Source organism: Candidatus Omnitrophota bacterium, assembly GCA_041653595.1.
In the GTDB taxonomy this organism is placed as follows: Bacteria; Omnitrophota; Gorgyraeia; order Pluralincolimonadales; family Pluralincolimonadaceae; genus Pluralincolimonas.
Map to the genome: position 1 here is coordinate 1 of JBAZFB010000011.1, position 18,476 is coordinate 18,476.

Consider the following 18,476-nt stretch of genomic DNA (forward strand, 5'->3'; position numbering starts at 1 on the left):
CGGCGGGATATTGAAATAACCATGGTAAAAGTCGGCATAATAGGCTGCGGCACGATCGGTTCGAGGATAGCCGCGCATATAGACGGCAAATTAAGAGGCAGGGCGAGAGTCACCGTTCTTTCTGATGCGGATGATAAGAAGGCAAAAAGCCTTTCCGCCGGGTTGAAAGCAAGGCCCAGGGTCGCATCGATACAGGGCTTGATAAGTTCCGTGGACCTGGTCATCGAGGCCGCCTCCGCCAAAATTTCGGGCGATATAGCGAGTCGGTCGGTAAACGCCGGAAGGGATGTCATGGTGATGAGCACCGGCGGCCTGCTCAAAGATTATAAGGCGTTATTTAAACTCGCGGAGAAGAAGAAGTCGCGGATCTATCTTCCGAGCGGCGCGATATGCGGGCTTGACGGGCTCAAGGCCGCGAAGTTATCCAAGATAAAAAAGGTCACGCTGACCACAAGGAAGCCGCCCGAGGGATTCAGGGGCGCTCCGTATGTGGTCAAACATAATATAGACCTGGGGAAGATAAAGACAGATAAAGTCCTTTTTGAGGGCGACGCGTTCAAGGCGATGGAAGGTTTTCCCGCGAACATAAACGTCGCGGCGACATTGAGCCTGTGCGGCATCGGCCCGGGCAAGACGAGGGTCAAGATAATCGCTTCCCCGTCGATAAAAAGGAACATACACGAGATAGAGGCGGAAGGCGCGTTCGGAAGGCTTACCGCAAGGACAGAGAACGTCCCTTCGCCGGGCAACCCGAAGACGAGTTATATGGCGGTGCTTTCCGCCATGGCTACTCTGGACGGGATCCTGGGGAAGGTCAAGATAGGGACATAAATGGAATAAATCCCGCCTCCGGCGGGATTAAATTCGGCCATATGGTTTATGCTCATATACGGCATAAACCATGGCCTCATTTAAGAAGGGAGGTGAACACATGGCTCAGAAAGTAGCTAAAGCAGGCATCAAGAGACAGAAGGGTTACCTCTACTACCTGGACAAACAGGGTGATGTCTCGATGGCGAAGATGGCGAGAGGCGGCAAGAAAGGCGGCGCGCCCAAGAAGGTCGTCAAACTCAAAGTCAAGAGAGAGAAGGGTTATCTCTACTTCATCGACAAACAGGGTGATGTATCTAAGGCAAAGATGAAGAGAGGCGGTAGGTAAGCTTCTTTAATTACGGATCGTATTAGACGGCGGAGCAGTCTACTGCTCCGCCTCTCTATTTGGGATGGATATGGATAAAGGATATATACATATACAGGGGGCGAGGGTCCACAACCTCAAGAATGTCTCCCTGAAATTACCAAGGAACAAGCTCATAGTATTTACCGGGCTCTCGGGCTCTGGTAAATCCTCGCTCGCCTTCGATACCATCTATGCCGAAGGACAGAGGAGGTATATCGACAGCCTGTCGGCGTATGCCCGGCAATTCCTGGAACAATTGCAAAAACCGGATTGCGACAACATCGAGGGGATGTCTCCCGCGATATCGATAGAGCAGAAGACCGCCGGCTCTAATCCCCGTTCCACCGTAGGCACCACCACCGAGATATACGATTATTTAAGGGTCCTGTTCGCGCGCATAGGCACGGCTTACTGTTATAACTGCGGGAAGAAGATAGCGAGGCAGTCGTCGCAGGAGATAGTCGACCAGGTCCTGAAGATGCCTGCCGGGACGCAGATCAGCATACTGGCGCCGAAGATAGCGGGAAGGAAAGGGGAATATAAGGAACTTTTTAAGGAGATAAAGAAGGACGGCTATACCCGCGTAAGGGTCGACGGCAGGATCGCGGAGCTGGAGAATGAGATAAAGTTAGACAAGGATAAGAAACATTCCATCGAGATCGTCGTCGACAGGCTGGCGGTCAAGCCCGACTCCAAAAGGAGGCTCGCGGATTCGATAGAGACGGCGCTCAAGGCCGGAAGCGGCGTACTTATAGTCAACGACGGCAGGAAGGACCGGTTCATGAGCGAGCTCTACGCGTGCGTCGATTGCGGGATAAGCTATGAGGAGCCGTCGCCGCGATCATTCTCGTTCAATTCCCCGTACGGGGCCTGCCCGGTCTGCAACGGCCTCGGCACGAAACTCGAGATAGACGCCGACCTTGTTATTCCCGATAGATCCAAGCCTGTCCTGGAATCGATCGAGGCCTGGAAACGCGGCGGGAGAGGGTACCTTTTGTATTACCGCGGCGTATTAAGGGAGGTCGCGGACCATTACCATTTCGATCTCGACTCGCCTTTCAACAAATTAAATAAGGAGATCCGGAAGATAATACTTTATGGAGCGGATATCGAGGTATGGGGCAGGAAGTTCGAGGGAGTCATCCCTCAGCTCGAGAGGCTCTTCCGCGAGACAGAATCCGGATTCCTGAAGGAAGAGATAAATAAATATATGTCTGTCCTGCCGTGCCCCAAATGCGCCGGCGCGAGGCTCAGGCCAGAATCGCTCGCGTTCAAGATCGGCGGCAAACCGATAAACGAAGTGACCGCATTGTCGGTAAAAGAGGCGAGGGTCTTTTTCGCGGGCCTCGACCTCAGCGGAAAAGAGGCGATGATAGCGCGCCAGTCGCTGAAGGAGATCCTCTCGAGGCTCAAGTTCATGGCAGACGTCGGGCTTGATTACCTTACCCTGGACAGGGCCAGCGGAACGCTCTCGGGCGGCGAATCCCAGCGGATACGGCTCGCTACGCAGATCGGCTCAGGCCTGGTCGGAGTCGTCTATGTCCTCGATGAGCCGTCTATAGGCCTCCACCAACGCGATAACACAAAATTACTCGAAAGCCTCAAGGCTCTGAGGGACTTAGGCAACACCCTTATAGTCGTGGAGCATGATGAGGCGACCATAAGGAGCGCCGATTACATCGTCGATCTCGGGCCGGGCGCGGGGAAGCACGGGGGAAAGGTCGTCTGCGCCGGGACGCTCGAAGAGTTCATGAAATGCAAGGATTCCCTTACCGCGAAATACCTGAAAAAGGAACTTAAGATCGAGCCGAAGCTTGCCAGGAGGGCTCTCGATGGAAGGAAATCCCTGGAAATAAAAGGCGCGCGCGAACATAACCTGAAAGATATAGACGTCACTATCCCGCTCGGGGTGTTCGTCTGCATCACCGGGGTGTCCGGATCAGGCAAATCCACCCTGATAGACGAGATTCTCTACAGGTCGCTCGCGCAAAAGTTTTACAGGGCGAAAGAGAAGCCCGGGGATTTTGACAAAATAACAGGGGCCGAAAATATAGACAAGGTCATAGTCATCGACCAGTCGCCTATCGGCCGTACGCCGCGCTCGAACCCCGCGACTTATACGGGAATGTTCTCCCCGATCCGCGACCTCTTCAGCAGGTTGCCTGAGGCGAAGATAAGGGGCTACAGGCCGGGCAGGTTCAGTTTTAACGTCAAGGGCGGCAGGTGCGAGGCCTGCCAGGGCGACGGCGTTATAAAAGTCGAGATGCATTTCCTGCCCGATGTCTATGTCACATGCGAGGTATGCAAAGGGGCGCGGTTCAACCAGCAGACTCTCGAGGTCCTTTACAAAGGACATTCGATAAACGACGTCCTTAAAATGACGGTCGAGGACGCCCTGCCGTTATTCGCGAATATCCCGAGGATAAGGGAGAAACTGCAGGTCCTAAACGATGTAGGCCTGGGCTATGTGGAGCTTGGGCAGTCCGCGACGACGCTCTCAGGCGGCGAGGCGCAGAGGGTGAAGCTCGCTACTGAGCTCTCTAAACGCTCCACAGGAAGGACTCTTTATATCCTGGACGAGCCCACGACCGGCCTGCATTTCGCGGATGTCGACAAACTTCTAAAAGTGCTGCATGCCCTTGTAGACCAAGGAAATACGGTCCTGGTCATAGAGCATAACCTTGATGTGGTCAAGACCGCTGATTATATAATTGATCTCGGCCCTGAGGGCGGCGATGAAGGAGGGGAAGTCGTCGCCGCGGGCAGCCCCGAAGATGTCGCGAAGAACAGGAAGTCGTATACTGGCAGTTACCTGGGTAAGTTATTGTCCCAAAAAGGTTGAAGAAACAGCTTCTTTCTGTTATATTAAGGTTGCCATGCGGATCAAATCCTTTCTTTATTCCCTTATATTCCTGACGGTTATGTCGCCTGCCGCCTTCCCGGCCGATGCGGGGCGGACAGATCCCGCGAAGGACGATTTTGTCCTTGCCCAAAAGGCCTTTGAGGACCAGTTTTACGACATCTCCATGGAGCAGATGGAGCGATTCCTTGCCAATTATCCGCAAAGCGGATACATAGATGAGGCGCATCTCGTCCTAGGCAGGTCATACCTTATGCTGGGCAAGAACGCGCAGGCGCTCAACGAGTTCGACCTGGTGGCCTCATCCGCTTCGGCGCAACGTTTTTACGACGAGGCGGCATACTGGTCCGCCGAGGTCTATTTCCGGAGCAGGGATTTCAAGCAAGCCCTTGACCAATACCAGAAAGTGATAGATTCGTTCCCCGCATCCAAATACATTCCGTTCGCCTATTATTCGAAGGGATGGTGCTATTACAACCTGAAACAATACGAAGCCGCGGTCGAGTCTTTCGACGCCTTTTTAAAAAAATTCCCCAATGACAGCCTTGTCGCCGACGCGAAATATAAGATAGCGGAATCAGTCTTCATGGGCGGAAAGACCGTTGACGCAAAGAAACGGCTTGAGGATTTTTTAAAAGAATTCCCTGTCTCGAAGAAATTACCGGAGGCGTATTATCTTTTGGGCGAGATCGATTACTCGTTGAAGGACTACGCGGCCTCGGCGAAAGACTACACCAAGGCCCTTGAGATAAACCCCTCGGCCGCATGGGCTCCTTTCGCGTTATACGGAAAAGCCTGGGCGTATTTCAAGACGTCGGACCATAAGTCCGCGCTAGATGCCTTTTTGGCCTTCCGCGGCAGTTATCCGGAGAGCCCGTTGACCGACTCGGTCGTATTCGGCGCGGGGCAATGCTACACTTCCATGAAGGATTATCCAAATGCCGCGGCAAGTTATGACGAGCTGATAATGAAATTCCAGAATTCCGCGGTGTTGGGCGACGCTTATTTGTGGAAAGGGGACTGCCTTTATAACCTCGAGAAGTATGCGGAGGCAAAGGAACTCTACGAAGAGGCCCTGGTAAAGTTCCCGGCCTCGGCGCTCCTGCCGCAATTCTATTATAACCTCGGATGGACGCTCCTGCGGCTCAAAGACCCGCAGAAGGCGGTCCAGGATTTCGAGGAGGTCGTGAAGCTGTCCCGGGACAGGAACCTGAAGGCCAGCGCGATATCCCTCATAGGCGACACGGCCCTCGACCTTAAAGATTATGAGAAGGCGAAGCGGTCTTACGACGGGATACTGAAGGATTACAGGGATTCCGTCATCTGCGATTACGCCCAATACCAGCTTGGGATAACAATGTTCCGGACCGGCGATTATGACGGCGCGGTCCTGGCTTTCCAGAGCCTTCTCGGCAACTTTCCTAATTCGAGGCTCAGGGAGGACGCGCTCCAGCAACTCGGGCTTTCGTATTTCCGGAACGGGGATTTCAAATCCGCGAACGAGGCTTTCCAGAAATTTATCGCGGCATATCCGAAAGGCCAGGATATAACCGAGGTCCTCTTCCAGCAGGCGAATTGCCTCTTTAACATGGCGAAATACGGGGAGGCGATATCGGCATTCAGCAATATCATTAAAGAGAATCCCGCTTCCGATCACGCCCGGCTCAGTTTTTACGAGATAGGCTGGTGTTATTACCAGTGGGGCAAGGAGAAGGATGCGCTGTCGCAATTCGACGACTACCTGGCGAAATACCCCAACTCGGATATAAGCGACGATGTCAGGATGTGGGAAGGTCAATATTATTACAATAAGGGCCAATTTACCAAGGCTAAGGCGTATTTTGATGCCCTGGCCGCCAAGTCGTCTCCGGGCGGCTCGTCGGCCGAGGCGGAATATTGGCTCGCCCTCATACTTTATAAGACCGGCGACGTCGAAGGGGCTACGCGGAAATTAGAGCACATAATAGAGGCGTATCCTTCCTCAAAGGCGGCGATGGAGAGCACGATAAAGGTGGGGGATATCCTCGCCGAGAGCGGGCGCGCAGATGACGCCGTAAAAGAGCTGAAGGGCATAACCGAAAAATATCCCGGGACCCAGTTCGAGAAGGTCGCGGACAAGAAAATAGGGGATATCTTCAAGCAAAGGAAATTGTATAACGCGGCGATAGAAAGGTACCGCCTCGCTATAACCGAGGCGCAGAGCGATTTCAATGCCGAGACCCAATTTTTGATCGGGGAGTGCTACGAGGAGGCGGGCGACGCGGACCAGGCCATCGCCGAATTCCTCAAGGTCAAATATCTTTATCCGGAGTTGACGAAATGGTCCGGCAGGGCCGGGCTGCGGGCCGCCACGCTCTTCGAGAACAAGGGCAGGTGGAAAGACGCGAGGAAGATCTATGAGGAGCTTTCCGGCACTAAGCTGCAAGAGGCGAAATACGCCAGGGAAAGACTCGAATGGATGGAAGATAACGTTCCGGAAAAAACGGGGGAGGTAAAATAATATGATGGAATGGATAATAAGGGGCGGCCCGATGATGGTGCCGATCCTCCTGTGTTCGGTCATCGCTTTCGCCGTTTTCATCGAGAGGTTTATCTATGTGCAGAGGATAAAGATAAATACGAGAAAATTCATGGGAGAGATCTCCTATTCTCTCAAGAGGAACCGCGCCGATGAGGCGATCGAGATGTGCGACAAGTCCCCGGGTCCTCTCCCCAGGGTCCTTAAGGCCGGCATACTGAAATACGACAGGACGAGGCAGGAGGTCAAGGAGGCGATAGAAGACGCGGCACTCCATGAGATACCGAAGCTCGAGAAGAATATCGGCGTGCTCGGAACCATCGCGCAGATAAGCCCGCTGCTGGGTTTCCTGGGGACCGCCATAGGGCTGGCGGAGATATTCCAGAAGATACAGGTCAAGGCCGCGGCTTCAAGCCCTGTCACGCCGGCGGACATATCCGGGGGGATATGGCAGGCGCTCATAGCCATGGTCGCGGGTTTACTTATTGCTATTCCGGCGGTCACGGCGTATAATTATTTTGTAAACAGGATAAATTATATAATACGCGAGATGGAGATAGGCGCGACTGACCTTGTTAACATACTCTCCGAAAAGAAGGCGGAATAGATGAGGTTCAATTTCTCGCGATTGAAGGCCATAGACAGCCGGTTCATCGAGGCGGTGCCGCTCGCCAATTGCGTATTGCTTCTTCTTGTATTTTTCCTTCTGACATGGAGCTATTCGGCGCAGACCCAGGCGGGTATCAGGGTAAGCCTGCCGAATGCGGTTACCTCCGAGACGGCCGGAGCGAGGGCCGAGGTCATAACCATTACCAGGGAAAAGGTATTATACCTGGGTAGCGACGCGGTCTCGCCCCAGGAACTCGCCTCAAGGATAGAGGCGCTGCCCAAAAAAGATTCGATCCTGATAAAGGCCGATAAGGGCACTTCGCTGGATCGCGTAGTGGAGGTCTGGGATATATGCAGGAAAGCGGGAATACGGCAGGTCAACATAGCTACGACACAGGTGAGATAACAGGCAGGCGTATATTCGCGCTGGCGCTTGCCGCCTCGCTGGCCTTGCATTTATTTTGGCTTTCTTCGGTAAGAATATCCGTTTCGGCGCCTGCCCCGTTGAACAGGCCGGAATCGGCCGTTTCTTTTATAGGTTCTATCCTGGAAGAGGGGCCGGTCTTTCCGGCGCCGGGCCAGGTCTTGGATGCCGCTGACACAGGCATCATGCGGCTGCGGGACCTCGCGGTCGGACCGGTGATGGCCGGAGATAGCGCGGTTCCGGGCGGGAGCGGGAGACTGGAGAGCGTCTCAGACCTCGATGTACTCAAGGAGATGGAAGAAAAGTCTCCTGCCGGCGCGGCGTTATACGCGAAACAGGTCCCTGAAAAACCCTTTGACGAAATAAAGGTCGCGTACAAGACCTACCCGTCGGAGATAGAGGGGCCGGCGAGGTTCAGGGAGGTCATTTACAAACCGGAGCTTCCAACCCACCTCCGGTGGGACGAGAGCCTGGGTGTCGATCTCGACAGGCTTGGGAACACATTTTCTGTAAAATTGAAATTTCTGGTATCGCCGGAAGGCAGGGTCGGGGCGGTAGAGAGGCTGTCTTCGTCCGGCCATCCGACGGTGGATATAATCGCCATGCGATACCTGAAGGAATGGCAGTTCGCGCCGCTTAAGGCCGCGGACCCCAAGGAAGAGCAATGGGGGACCGTAAGATTGAATTTTTCGCTCAATAAAGCTGAGGCAAGATGATAACGATCGAGTTGTCGTGGGCGGCGGCATTGTATTTATCCGTCTGTGTAGGGGTTCTTATCATTTATTGGGCTTTTTTCGAAAGGGTGAAAACCCTGCCTAACCGTTCAGCCTCGGACAGGAACGTGTGGCACTGCTCAGTATGCACATTTTTTTATATAGACAGCAGGCATTCGGATATATCGGTATGCCCGAGATGCGGAAGTTATAACAAGAAACAGATCGCGAATCAAGAAAAGGAGGTAAAGGGATGATAACCGAAATTGGAATCACGGCCGGTGAAATATGGCATTACCTTGACGAGCAAGGCGAGGTGACCCTCTCCCAGTTATGCGCGGGGATAGATAAACCGCGCGATGTCATTCTTATGAGCCTGGGCTGGCTCGCCAGGGAAGGGCACGTGGTCCTTGAGGGCGAGAAGGACTACAAGATCTTTCTTCGCAGGTAAGCGGGTTGAAGAAGATAGCCATCCTGGTCACTGCCGGCTCAAAAAAAGAAGCCGGGTTGATCGCGCGGGCGCTTGTGGAGAAAAAATTGGCCGCGTGTGTCAATATTATCCCTTCTATCAGATCGATATATGCATGGAAGGGCAGGATAGAGGCGTCTGAGGAATACCTTTTAATAGCGAAGACCAGGGAGAGCCTCTTTTCCCGGGTCGAGAAGGCCGTGAAGAGTTTGCATTCATACGAATGCCCGGAGATAACGGCCCTGCCTCTTACAAAAGGAAGCGCGGGTTATATGCGCTGGATAGAAGAATCGACCAGGAGATAAATACATGACAAAAAAGACTTTTTTAGCAGTGTTGATCGCCGTATTTGCGGTTTTTCCTTCTCTTTGCCGCGCCGGTTCGGCCGCCAGCGACGCTTATTTCAAGGGAATTGAACTGGCGTCTCAGGGAAATCTTGAGGAAGCCAAGGCGGAATTCCAAAAATCGCTGGGCGACGATTCGGTATATTCCTATGCCAGGCTGGAGATGCACGCCATCGATGACGTTTTGAAACAAAAAGCGAAGAGGGAGACGGCTATACTCGTATTCCAGGGCAAGCAATTGGCTACGCAGAAAAAATGGGACGAAGCCATCGCAATGTATAACAAGGCCATAAAAGAGAACCCGAATTACGGGTACGCTTTCATAAGCAAGGGGATCGCTTATATGTCGCAGGGCAACCTCGACAAGGCGATATCAAATTTCTCCGAGTCCATAGACGTCAGCCCCGAATACACCGAGGCGTACCAGAACCGCGGGGTTCTTCTCGAGTATAAGGGGCAGTTCAACAAGGCCATAGCGGATTTCGATAAGGCTATTGCGGCCGACCCCACTTCGTACGTCCTGTATTTCAACAGGGGAATGGCGCGTGTCTACAAGAACCAGTGCGACCTGGCGCTCCCGGACCTTAATAAGGCCATCGAGCTGAAGCCGAATTACGCCAAGGCGTATATAAATAAAGGGGTCGCGCTCGAGGACCAAAAGCGCATCGACGAGGCTATAGCGGCTTATAAAAAAGCTATCGAGCTGGATACTTCACAGGACAAAGAGATAGCCAAAGACGCCGAGGCGAGCATACGCTCGCTCGAGGCCGAAAAGAAGAAAGCCGATGATAGCAAAGAAAATAAATGAGATATTAAAAGACGACGACTTCATCGCCGTCGCCACCTGCGACTTGGAGGGGAACCCGAACGTCGCCCCGAAACTTTTCCTGAAGGTCGAGAATGACCATATATACCTGATAGATTATGTCATCGGAAGGACATTCCAGAATCTCGTGGTGAACCCGAAGGTATCGCTTGCGGTTACCGACAGGGACAGCCTGACAGGTTACCAGATAAACGGGCCGGTGGAAATACTCTCGACCGGCGCAGCGTACGATAAGTTCGTGGACGAATTCCAGAAAAAAGGGTTAAGCCTTTCATCCAGGCGTATAGTCGAAGGCGTCCTGCGGGGGGAGGGCCATACGAATTTCGAAGCGGCTTTCCCGAGCAAGGTGGTCGTTTTCAAGGTAAAAATAAGCGAAGTGGTCGAGATCAGGTCGAGCGGAGAACTGAAAAGGGAAAGATTATAGATTGCCTATACTAATTTCCCCGAATTTGTTATAATATCCATTCTGACCGGGTCATTTTTGTCGGCATCGGGGCTGTAGCTCAGCTGGGAGAGCGCTTGAATCGCACTCAAGAGGTCGGGGGTTCGATCCCCCCCAGCTCCACCATTTGAAAGGCTATGCGAAAAAAACTATTTTTCTTAGTGGCCTTATTGTCACTCTCCTCGCCGGTCTTCTCTAAGGATGCAGAGATCCAGAAGCCGGTCGTTGCCGGCTCGTTCTATCCCGCCGAATCGGTATTGCTCGCAGGCCAGATCAATAAATATCTCAATGACGCCAAACCCGAGGCCGTCAATGGTGAAATAATCGCGATTATTTCACCGCACGCCGGTTATATCTATTCCGGGCCGGTCGCCGCTTACGGCTATAAGGCCATATCCGGAAGAAAATATGACACCGTCGTAATAATAGGGATAAGCCACTTTACCCTCTTCGGCGGCGTAGCCTATCTCGATAAAGACCTTTACCATACGCCGCTCGGCGACGTCCCGATAGACCTCGAGTTTACCCGCAAATTAGCCAGGGCAGAGAAGGATACGTTATGTAATGATCCCCGGGTTTTCGAGGAAGAGTATTCTGCAGAGGTACAGGTCCCGTTCCTCCAGATGTCGATAAAGGATTTTAAGATAGTCGTCCTGTTGATAGGACGGCCCGATTATGCCACGTGCAACAAGCTCGCGAGAGGCCTTGTTAAGGTAATAAAGGAGAGCGGCAGGAAGGTCCTTATAGTGGCGAGCACCGACCTTTCGCATTATCTTAAATATGACGACGCTATAGCGAAGGACCGTGTCACATTATCCGAACTGCTCAATTTTGACGCGGTTCGTTTCGCCGAATCGGCATCGGCCCGCGAGTGCGAACTTTGCGGCTCAGGTCCGGTAGTAACCGCTATGATCGCGGGCAAGGCCCTCGGCGCAGATAAGGTCCAGATCCTTAAATACGCCAATTCCGGCGATACGGCCGGGGACAAAAGCCGGGTAGTCGGTTACGCCAGCGCGGCCATTTATAAATATAAAGAGGAGGGAGGCATGTTGAACTCCGGGCAAAAGAAAGAACTGCTGGATATAGCGCGGAAGACCGTCGAGTCATCCGTCAGGAACGGCAAGATACCGGAATTCAAAGAGACCGATCCCGGCCTGCTCGCCCAGGAAGGGGCGTTCGTGACTTTGCACAAGAAGGGGGAACTCCGGGGATGCATCGGTATGATCGTCGGGACCCAGCCTCTCTGGATGACGGTCCGCGATATGGCGGTGCAATCCTCTTCGCAAGACCCGAGATTCGAACCGGTCTCCCCCGGTGAGCTCAAGGATATAAAGATAGAGATATCGGTCCTTTCCCAGCCGAAGCGCGTAAAGGATATAAACGAGATAAAGGTGGGCACGCACGGCGTGATCGTAAAACGCGGTTTTTATGGCGGAGTTTATCTGCCGCAGGTGGCGACTGAGAATGGCTGGTCCAGGGACGAGTTCCTTACCAGCCTCTGCGCTGATAAGGTCGGGCTCCCAGTCGATGCCTGGAAAGACAAAGATACGGAGTTGTCTATATTCACCGCGCAGGTCTTCGGAGAGGAATAACCTTGAGCAGATTTTATGTGCCGCCGGAATGCGTGGCCGGAGGAAAGATCATTATCCGCGGCGATGAGCTCCATCACGCCAGGGATGTTATGCGCCTCGCAGCCGGAGACGGTATAGCGGTCTTTGACGGGTCAGGCAAGGAATACCACGGCGTCATATTGAACGTCGATAAGGAGCAGATGACCGTCGCGGTAGAAAAGACGGTCGAAAGGAAGGACGAAGGCTGCAGGCTGATACTGGTCCAGGCGCTCCCGAAACTGGACAAGATGGACCTGATTATCGAAAAAGCGACGGAGCTGGGGGCCGTGAAGATAATTCCGGTCACGACAGGGCGGACCGTTGCCCGGCCGGACGCGAAAAAGGAAAATTCGAAGGCGGAACGCTGGAGGAAGATAGCCCTCGTTGCCGCAAAGCAATGCGGCAGGACCACGATACCGGAGGTAATGCCGGTAACAGGGTTCGGGGATGCCTTGAAAATTTTAAACGACGCGGAGATCAAGATAATACCCTGTCTTTCCGGGGATACGAAGGCCCTGAAAGAAGTCCTGAAGGGCCGGAAGGTAAAGTCGGCCGCTGTCTTGATCGGCCCGGAAGGTGATTTTACGGATAAGGAAATAAATGACGCGAAAGCCGCGGGCGCCGTGCCGGTCTCGCTCGGCCCGGAGGTCCTAAGGTCAGAGACCGCGGCTATCTGCGCGCTTTCGGTCTTAAATTATGAATTGAGGTGGTAGATGGCTATTAAGGACGGCATTCTTATAGGCGAGATGCTGATAATCGATAAGGTGATCACTCCGGAACAGCTGGAGATGTGCCTTAATGAACAGAAGAAGTCCGGAAAATTCATCTGCCAGATAATCGCTGACCTCGGTTTCGCCACAGAGGAGAAGGTCCTTAACGTCCTCTCCAGGCAGCTCGGCATACCCTACGTAAAGCTCAAGGACAAAAATATCGCCAGGCCGGTAGCCGAAAGGGTCCCGGCGAGGTTCGCGGTCCATTATAAGTTGATGCCCCTGGAAGAGAAGGACGGCATCCTCTCCATAGTCGTGACCGACCCGCTCGACCTGCACACCCTCGACGACATAAAACTCATTTTAGGCTGCGAAGTCAGGCCGCTTCTCGGCGGCGAGAAGGATATTATAGAGGCTATCAAGAAGTATTACGGCATCGGAGCCGACACGATCGAAAGCATCATGGCCGAGACCGCCGCCTCAGGCGGGCCGTCCCTCGCTGTCGAGGAGGCCGAGGAGCTTGTCGAGGACGCCTCTATAATAAAATTCGTGAATCAGATAATCCAGCAGGCCTACCACGACCGGGCGACCGACATCCATATAGAGCCTTACGAGGACGAACTGAAGGTCCGCTACAGGATAGACGGCGTTTTATATGACGCCGCGATCCCCCCGAATATTAAATATTTCCAGTCGGCGATAATCTCAAGGGTCAAGATAATGTCGAACCTCAACATAGCCGAGCACCGCCTGCCCCAGGACGGCAGGATGAAGGTGAAAGTAGGCCAGGAGGACCTCGACCTGAGGGTCTCGATATTGCCGACGCCTTACGGCGAGAGCGTAGGCATAAGGCTGCTTTTCGCGAAGATGCTTTACAGCCTTGAGGATCTGGGTTTGGCCGATTTCGACCTCAAGATACTGAACGAGATGATAAAGAAGCCGCACGGGATAATACTTTTGACCGGACCTACCGGCTCAGGGAAGACGACGACGCTTTACGCCTGCCTCTCGAAGATCAATAACAGGGAACTTAAGATACTTACGATCGAAGACCCTATAGAATACCACCTTAAGGGGATCACACAGATCCAGGTCCATCCCAAGATCGACCTGACTTTCGCGAACGGGCTAAGATCTATGCTCAGGCACGACCCGGATGTGATGATGGTAGGAGAGATAAGGGACGTCGAGACTGCCGAGATATCGATAAGGGTAGCCCTCACCGGGCATCTCGTCTTTTCGACCCTTCACACCAACGACGCGGCCGGCGCGACGACGCGACTCCTTGATATGGGCATCGAGCCGTATCTCGTGGCTTCATCGGTCGAGTGCGTCATCGCCCAGAGGCTTGTCCGCCTCATCTGCCCGAAATGCAAACGGCCGGCGAAAGACGCGAAAACGGTCCTGCAGGAGCTCGGAATGAAGGACGTGCCGAAGGATGCCGAGATATACGAAGGAAAGGGATGCGAGGCATGCAAATTTACCGGTTACCGCGGCAGGACCGCCATACATGAGTTCCTCGTATTGAACGAGGAGATACGCGAGATGGTGCTCAACCACAAATCGGCCGACCAGATAAGAAGAAAGGCCGTAGCCCTCGGGATGAGGACTCTGCGCAACGCGGGCATCGAGAAGATCTTAAAGGGCTTGACGACGGCCGGCGAAGTAATGAGGGTAACGCCGAAGGAAGATATCCCGAATATGTAACACGGGGACGGAGTTTCGATTGGCAAGATTTTTTTACAGGGCTAAGAAGGGGATCGGCGACGTCGCGGAAGGCTATATAGAGGCCGACACCGAATATATAGCCGTCTCCAAATTATCGCAGATGGGATTGTATCCCCTCAGGGTGGACAGGCAGGAGGCGCGCGGCGGAGAGACAGGGTTTGGGTTCATGAACCGCGTAGGCACCAGGGATATGGCTGTTTTTACGCAGCAGTTCTCCGACCTTTTGGGTTCCGGCCTTACCCTGATAAACGCCCTCGGTGTCCTCTCCGACCAGATAGAGAACAAGGCGTTGAAGTCCGCGCTGCAGGATGTGATAGTCCAGGTGAAGGACGGCGCCTCGCTCTCAGGCGCGTTCGCCAAGCACCCGAAGATCTTCTCCGATTTTTTCGTGAGCATGATAAGCGCGGGCGAGGTAGGAGGCGTACTGGAGAAGATCCTTAAGAGGCTCTCCGACCATTACGAGAAAGAGGAGGACGTAAAGAGCAAGATCCAGGCCGCCATGGCCTATCCGGCGCTCGTCCTCTCGGTCGGCGTCTTGACGGTCTTTGTCCTCCTGTCGTTCGTCATCCCGCGGTTGACGGTGATATTTTCCGAATTTGGTCAGTCCCTTCCGCTCCCCACAAGGATACTCGTAGGGATAAGCGATTTCTTCGCTCAATTCTGGTGGCTGATGGTCCTGGCTGCCGCTATCATATTCTTCCTGGTCGTAAGGGTAAACTCCACAAAACAGGGAAAGACCCAGGTCGACAGATTTTTACTGGGCCTGCCGCTGCTCGGGGATTTCCTCAAAAAGGTCGAGGTGGGAAGGCTCTGCAAATCTCTTGCCACTCTTCTCGATAACGGTGTCCCCATACTCCATTCTATCGAGGTAATATCCGCGACAGCGACGAACGAGGTGCTAAGGCAGGAGTTCGAGAGGATAGGCAAGTCGATAAAAGACGGCCTCTCATTCTCCGGGGCGATAAAGAACAGCCCGCATTTCCCGGCCTTCGTGAAGAACATGATATCGGTCGGGGAGGAGGGCGGCTCGCTCGAGGTTTCGCTTTACCGCATCGGGGATTCTTACGAACATTACGCCGACAGGCTTATTAAGATAATGACGTCGCTTATAGAGCCTCTTATGATACTGGGTATGGGAGCGGTCGTGGCTTTTATAGTGGTCGCGATGCTCCTGCCGATATTCCAATTGAACCTTATGGTAAAATAAAGGAGGGATCATGCGCGCGAGGAGCGGGTTCACTTTCGTAGAGATATTGCTTGTGGTGGTGATCATCGGGATCTTGGCGTCGATGGTATTGCCGAGGTTCGTCGGGAGGTCGGAGGACGCCAGGAGACAGGTCGCCATGTCGGATATAAATACTAGTATAGCCACGGCCCTGGACATGTATGAACTTGATAACGGGCAATATCCCGATAAATTAGACGACCTGCTCGTCAAACCGGGAGACCTGAAATCGTGGAACGGCCCGTACCTTAAGAAGAGGCCGGTTGACCCGTGGGGCCGCGACTACGTCTATAAGCCGAGCACCGACAAGAAAGATTATGACTTGATGAGTTACGGCAGGAGCGGCGTCGAGGGCAGCGACACCATCTCCAATAAGCAACCCGTCTCCGGGCAGCAGTAGGCCGTTATCCATGGCGTTTCAACGCCGCTGTCTCCGGGGCTTTACGTTCGTCGAGCTGATATTTGTTGTAACACTCCTGATCATTCTTGCGGCGGTCACGGTCCCGCAGTTCAGGAGATCGTTCGATTCCCTTGTCCTGCAGAATTTCATTTCTGATCTTACTTCCATGGCGATGTATGCGCAGGCAAAGGCGATAAGCGGCAGCGCCGAGGCGAGCGTGGATTTCGACCTGCCGCAGAAGCGTATCCTGACAGAAGACCACCTCGTATTACGGGACTCTTACGGGGTTGACGTCGACCAGTGGGTAACCGGGAAGGTGAAGTCGATACCCGATTCCGTCCTGGTCGACCTGAAGGCGGGCAAGGCCAAGATAGTCTTCTATCCGGACGGGACGTCGGACAGGGCTGATTTCGAGATCAAGGGGAAATACGGCGGGAAATATTCGGTATCGGTAGACCCGGGGACAGGCTATGTCAATGTTAAGCAGACGGAATAGGAAGGGATACCTCCTCCTCGAGGTGGCGGCGAGCATTGCCGTCATCGCGATAGGCCTGGCGGTCATATTGCGCTCTTTTACATCATCCCTGCGCGCCTCGAAGATAGCGCAGGAGTATTTTGAGGCGTCGCTCTTGGTGCAGGACAAGATGGCCGGGCTCGAGATAGAGGAGAAATTGGCCGGGGGTGTCGCCGCGTCCGAGGAGTCCGCCCGGATCTCCGGGACGCCGTACAATCTGGAAACAAGGATAACGAAGATAAGCGACGAGGACACTCTTAACCAGGTCATTACCATAATATCCTGGACGAATAAAGAACGCAACGAGAAGATCGGAATAGGCACTTACCTTAAGGGCCAGGCAGGCGTAGAATGAGGAAGCGCCGCGCAGGGTTCACACTTGTCGAATTATTGATAGCGATGCTGATATTCTCCATCGTCTCTATCTCGATATATCTTTCATTTAATGTGGGCATCCGCGCCTGGCAGAAAGGCGAGGGGAGTTACCGCAGCAGGCAGGAGGTCCGGTATCTTTTGGGCACGCTCTCGCGCGAATTAAGGAACGCCGTCAATTCGCAGGTGATAGTATTTTCCGGGAGCGCGGATTCCGTCTCTTTTTGCAGGGCGGTTAACGGCCTATTCAGGGTGACCTACGAGTTTGACGAAGGGGAGAAAGCGGTATACAGGGTATTGCGGAACTATAAGGATAACGGCGCCGGAACGAGGTCCCGGTTGGCGTCCGGGATATCCGCCGTTAAATTCCGGTATTTATACAAAAAAGACGGAAGACCGGTATGGGGTGATTCCTGGCAGGAAGATTATAAAGAAGTCCCGTTCGGCGTCCAGGTATTTTTGACATATAATACAGGCGGCTCCGCCGAACCCCTTAAGATATCCCGGACGGTATTGATACCTACGGGAACGCTGAAAGATGAAGAGGTGATCACTCCTTGAATAGAGGGGCCATCCTTATAATAACCTTGTGGATTTTGGCGATTTTGGCTATACTTTCAATTGGGATAGGCGGCAGGATGGGGCTTGAACTGAAACTTACCGGTTTTAACAGGGACAGCGCGGCTGCCCTGTACCTTTCCGAGGCCGGCGTAAAACGCGCGGCGGCCGTCATCCTCAGCAAGAAGAACCACACGATGGATACCCTGAACGAGCAATGGTCATGCAATAATGAGGAAGCCAACCCGCTTTTCAAGGATATCAAGATAGGGGAGGCCGGTACCTTTACCGTAAGTTATCACTCTTCCGATAAACGGGTCTTTTACGGCGTCCAGGACGAGGAAGCGCGTATAAATATCAATAACGCGCCCGGGGATGTCATCAAGCGGCTTATCGAGTATTTTGACCTTACAGAAGACGCCGGCGAGATCGCGGCTAGCATAGAAGATTGGCGCGACGAAGACGATATCCGCAAGGCCGGTTCCCAGGAATACGTTGAATATGATTACACTGAAGAGGGATACAAGAAAAAGGATCTCCCTTTTGACTCGATAGATGAGGTCTTGTTGGTCAAGGGCGTAAACCGCGAGCTCTTCGATAAGATAAAGGGATATATCACCGTATACCCGATAACCGGCACGGGCTGCCGGATAAATGTGAATACGGCCCCGTTGCCCGTACTTATGGCGCTGGGTTTTTCGCAAACCGAGGCCGAAACTATAATTGCCGCCAGGATCGGCCCGGATACGCCGGATAATACGCATTTCGTCGACAAGAATGACTTCATAGATTTCCTGTCAGGCGCGAATATCACGTCGCTGACGGAAGCGAACAAGGCGCTCGTATCTTGCGGTTCCAATTATTACAGGGTGATATCGAAAGGTTACGCTTCGGGCGGCAGGGCGGTAAAGACCGTTACCTGTGTCATCTCGGTAACGGGCGGAAGCGTTCTCTACTGGAACGAGGAATAGGCG

General features: G+C 53.4%; 21 protein-coding genes and 1 tRNA gene. All 22 read left to right on the top strand.

Features of this window, described 5'->3' with window-relative positions; genetic code table 11:
- Positions 1-831: aspartate dehydrogenase (locus WC317_05390; GenBank protein ID MFA5339559.1), on the top strand; the 831-nt coding region annotated here is incomplete at its 5' end.
- Positions 832-931: 100 nt separating this feature from the next.
- Positions 932-1,159: a hypothetical protein gene (locus WC317_05395; protein MFA5339560.1), complete on the top strand. Its 228-nt coding sequence runs from the start codon at positions 932-934 to the stop codon at positions 1,157-1,159.
- A gap of 70 nt (positions 1,160-1,229) precedes the next feature.
- Complete coding sequence (gene uvrA, locus WC317_05400) at positions 1,230-4,022, top strand: excinuclease ABC subunit UvrA (protein MFA5339561.1); 2,793 nt, start codon at positions 1,230-1,232, stop codon at positions 4,020-4,022.
- A gap of 34 nt (positions 4,023-4,056) precedes the next feature.
- Positions 4,057-6,540, top strand: a complete 2,484-nt coding sequence (locus tag WC317_05405; protein MFA5339562.1) for a tetratricopeptide repeat protein — start codon at positions 4,057-4,059, stop codon at positions 6,538-6,540.
- 1 nt (position 6,541) lies between these two features.
- Positions 6,542-7,165 carry a MotA/TolQ/ExbB proton channel family protein gene (locus WC317_05410; GenBank protein MFA5339563.1) on the top strand — a complete coding sequence of 208 codons (624 nt, stop codon included), beginning with the start codon at positions 6,542-6,544 and terminating at the stop codon, positions 7,163-7,165.
- Positions 7,166-7,573: a biopolymer transporter ExbD gene (locus tag WC317_05415; protein ID MFA5339564.1), complete on the top strand. Its 408-nt coding sequence runs from the start codon at positions 7,166-7,168 to the stop codon at positions 7,571-7,573.
- Positions 7,519-8,307, top strand: a complete 789-nt coding sequence (locus tag WC317_05420; GenBank protein MFA5339565.1) for an energy transducer TonB — start codon at positions 7,519-7,521, stop codon at positions 8,305-8,307. The genes WC317_05415 and WC317_05420 overlap by 55 nt, the downstream gene beginning before the upstream one ends.
- Positions 8,304-8,561, top strand: coding sequence for a hypothetical protein (locus WC317_05425; GenBank protein ID MFA5339566.1), 258 nt, complete (start codon positions 8,304-8,306; stop codon positions 8,559-8,561). Before WC317_05420 ends, WC317_05425 begins: the two co-directional genes overlap by 4 nt.
- Complete coding sequence (locus WC317_05430) at positions 8,558-8,755, top strand: winged helix-turn-helix domain-containing protein (protein ID MFA5339567.1); 198 nt, start codon at positions 8,558-8,560, stop codon at positions 8,753-8,755. Before WC317_05425 ends, WC317_05430 begins: the two co-directional genes overlap by 4 nt.
- Positions 8,756-8,760: 5 nt before the next feature.
- The gene (gene cutA / locus WC317_05435) at positions 8,761-9,078 is read left to right on the top strand and encodes a divalent-cation tolerance protein CutA (GenBank protein ID MFA5339568.1); all 318 of its coding nucleotides are present in this window, start codon (positions 8,761-8,763) and stop codon (positions 9,076-9,078) included.
- Between the two features lie 4 nt (positions 9,079-9,082).
- Positions 9,083-9,925 (top strand): tetratricopeptide repeat protein, encoded by an 843-nt coding sequence (locus tag WC317_05440; GenBank protein MFA5339569.1) that lies wholly within the window; start codon positions 9,083-9,085, stop codon positions 9,923-9,925.
- On the top strand, positions 9,903-10,367 hold the full coding sequence (locus tag WC317_05445) for a pyridoxamine 5'-phosphate oxidase family protein (protein ID MFA5339570.1): 465 nt from the start codon (positions 9,903-9,905) through the stop codon (positions 10,365-10,367). Before WC317_05440 ends, WC317_05445 begins: the two co-directional genes overlap by 23 nt.
- 68 nt (positions 10,368-10,435) lie before the next feature.
- A tRNA-Ala gene (locus tag WC317_05450) sits at positions 10,436-10,511 on the top strand.
- A gap of 35 nt (positions 10,512-10,546) precedes the next feature.
- A complete protein-coding gene (gene amrB / locus WC317_05455; GenBank protein MFA5339571.1) occupies positions 10,547-11,977 on the top strand; it encodes an AmmeMemoRadiSam system protein B in 1,431 nt (476 codons plus the stop codon).
- Positions 11,978-11,979: 2 nt separating this feature from the next.
- Positions 11,980-12,708 carry a 16S rRNA (uracil(1498)-N(3))-methyltransferase gene (locus tag WC317_05460; GenBank protein MFA5339572.1) on the top strand — a complete coding sequence of 243 codons (729 nt, stop codon included), beginning with the start codon at positions 11,980-11,982 and terminating at the stop codon, positions 12,706-12,708.
- The gene (locus WC317_05465; protein MFA5339573.1) at positions 12,709-14,412 is read left to right on the top strand and encodes a GspE/PulE family protein; all 1,704 of its coding nucleotides are present in this window, start codon (positions 12,709-12,711) and stop codon (positions 14,410-14,412) included.
- Between the two features lie 19 nt (positions 14,413-14,431).
- On the top strand, positions 14,432-15,640 hold the full coding sequence (locus tag WC317_05470) for a type II secretion system F family protein (protein MFA5339574.1): 1,209 nt from the start codon (positions 14,432-14,434) through the stop codon (positions 15,638-15,640).
- Between the two features lie 10 nt (positions 15,641-15,650).
- The gene (gene gspG / locus WC317_05475) at positions 15,651-16,058 is read left to right on the top strand and encodes a type II secretion system major pseudopilin GspG (protein ID MFA5339575.1); all 408 of its coding nucleotides are present in this window, start codon (positions 15,651-15,653) and stop codon (positions 16,056-16,058) included.
- 10 nt (positions 16,059-16,068) lie between these two features.
- Positions 16,069-16,554, top strand: coding sequence for a hypothetical protein (locus WC317_05480; protein ID MFA5339576.1), 486 nt, complete (start codon positions 16,069-16,071; stop codon positions 16,552-16,554).
- Positions 16,535-16,927 carry a type II secretion system protein gene (locus tag WC317_05485; GenBank protein ID MFA5339577.1) on the top strand — a complete coding sequence of 131 codons (393 nt, stop codon included), beginning with the start codon at positions 16,535-16,537 and terminating at the stop codon, positions 16,925-16,927. Before WC317_05480 ends, WC317_05485 begins: the two co-directional genes overlap by 20 nt.
- Positions 16,924-17,505 (top strand): type II secretion system protein, encoded by a 582-nt coding sequence (locus WC317_05490; protein MFA5339578.1) that lies wholly within the window; start codon positions 16,924-16,926, stop codon positions 17,503-17,505. Before WC317_05485 ends, WC317_05490 begins: the two co-directional genes overlap by 4 nt.
- A gap of 44 nt (positions 17,506-17,549) precedes the next feature.
- Positions 17,550-18,473: a type II secretion system protein GspK gene (locus WC317_05495; GenBank protein ID MFA5339579.1), complete on the top strand. Its 924-nt coding sequence runs from the start codon at positions 17,550-17,552 to the stop codon at positions 18,471-18,473.
- The last annotated feature ends 3 nt before the right edge of the window (positions 18,474-18,476 follow it).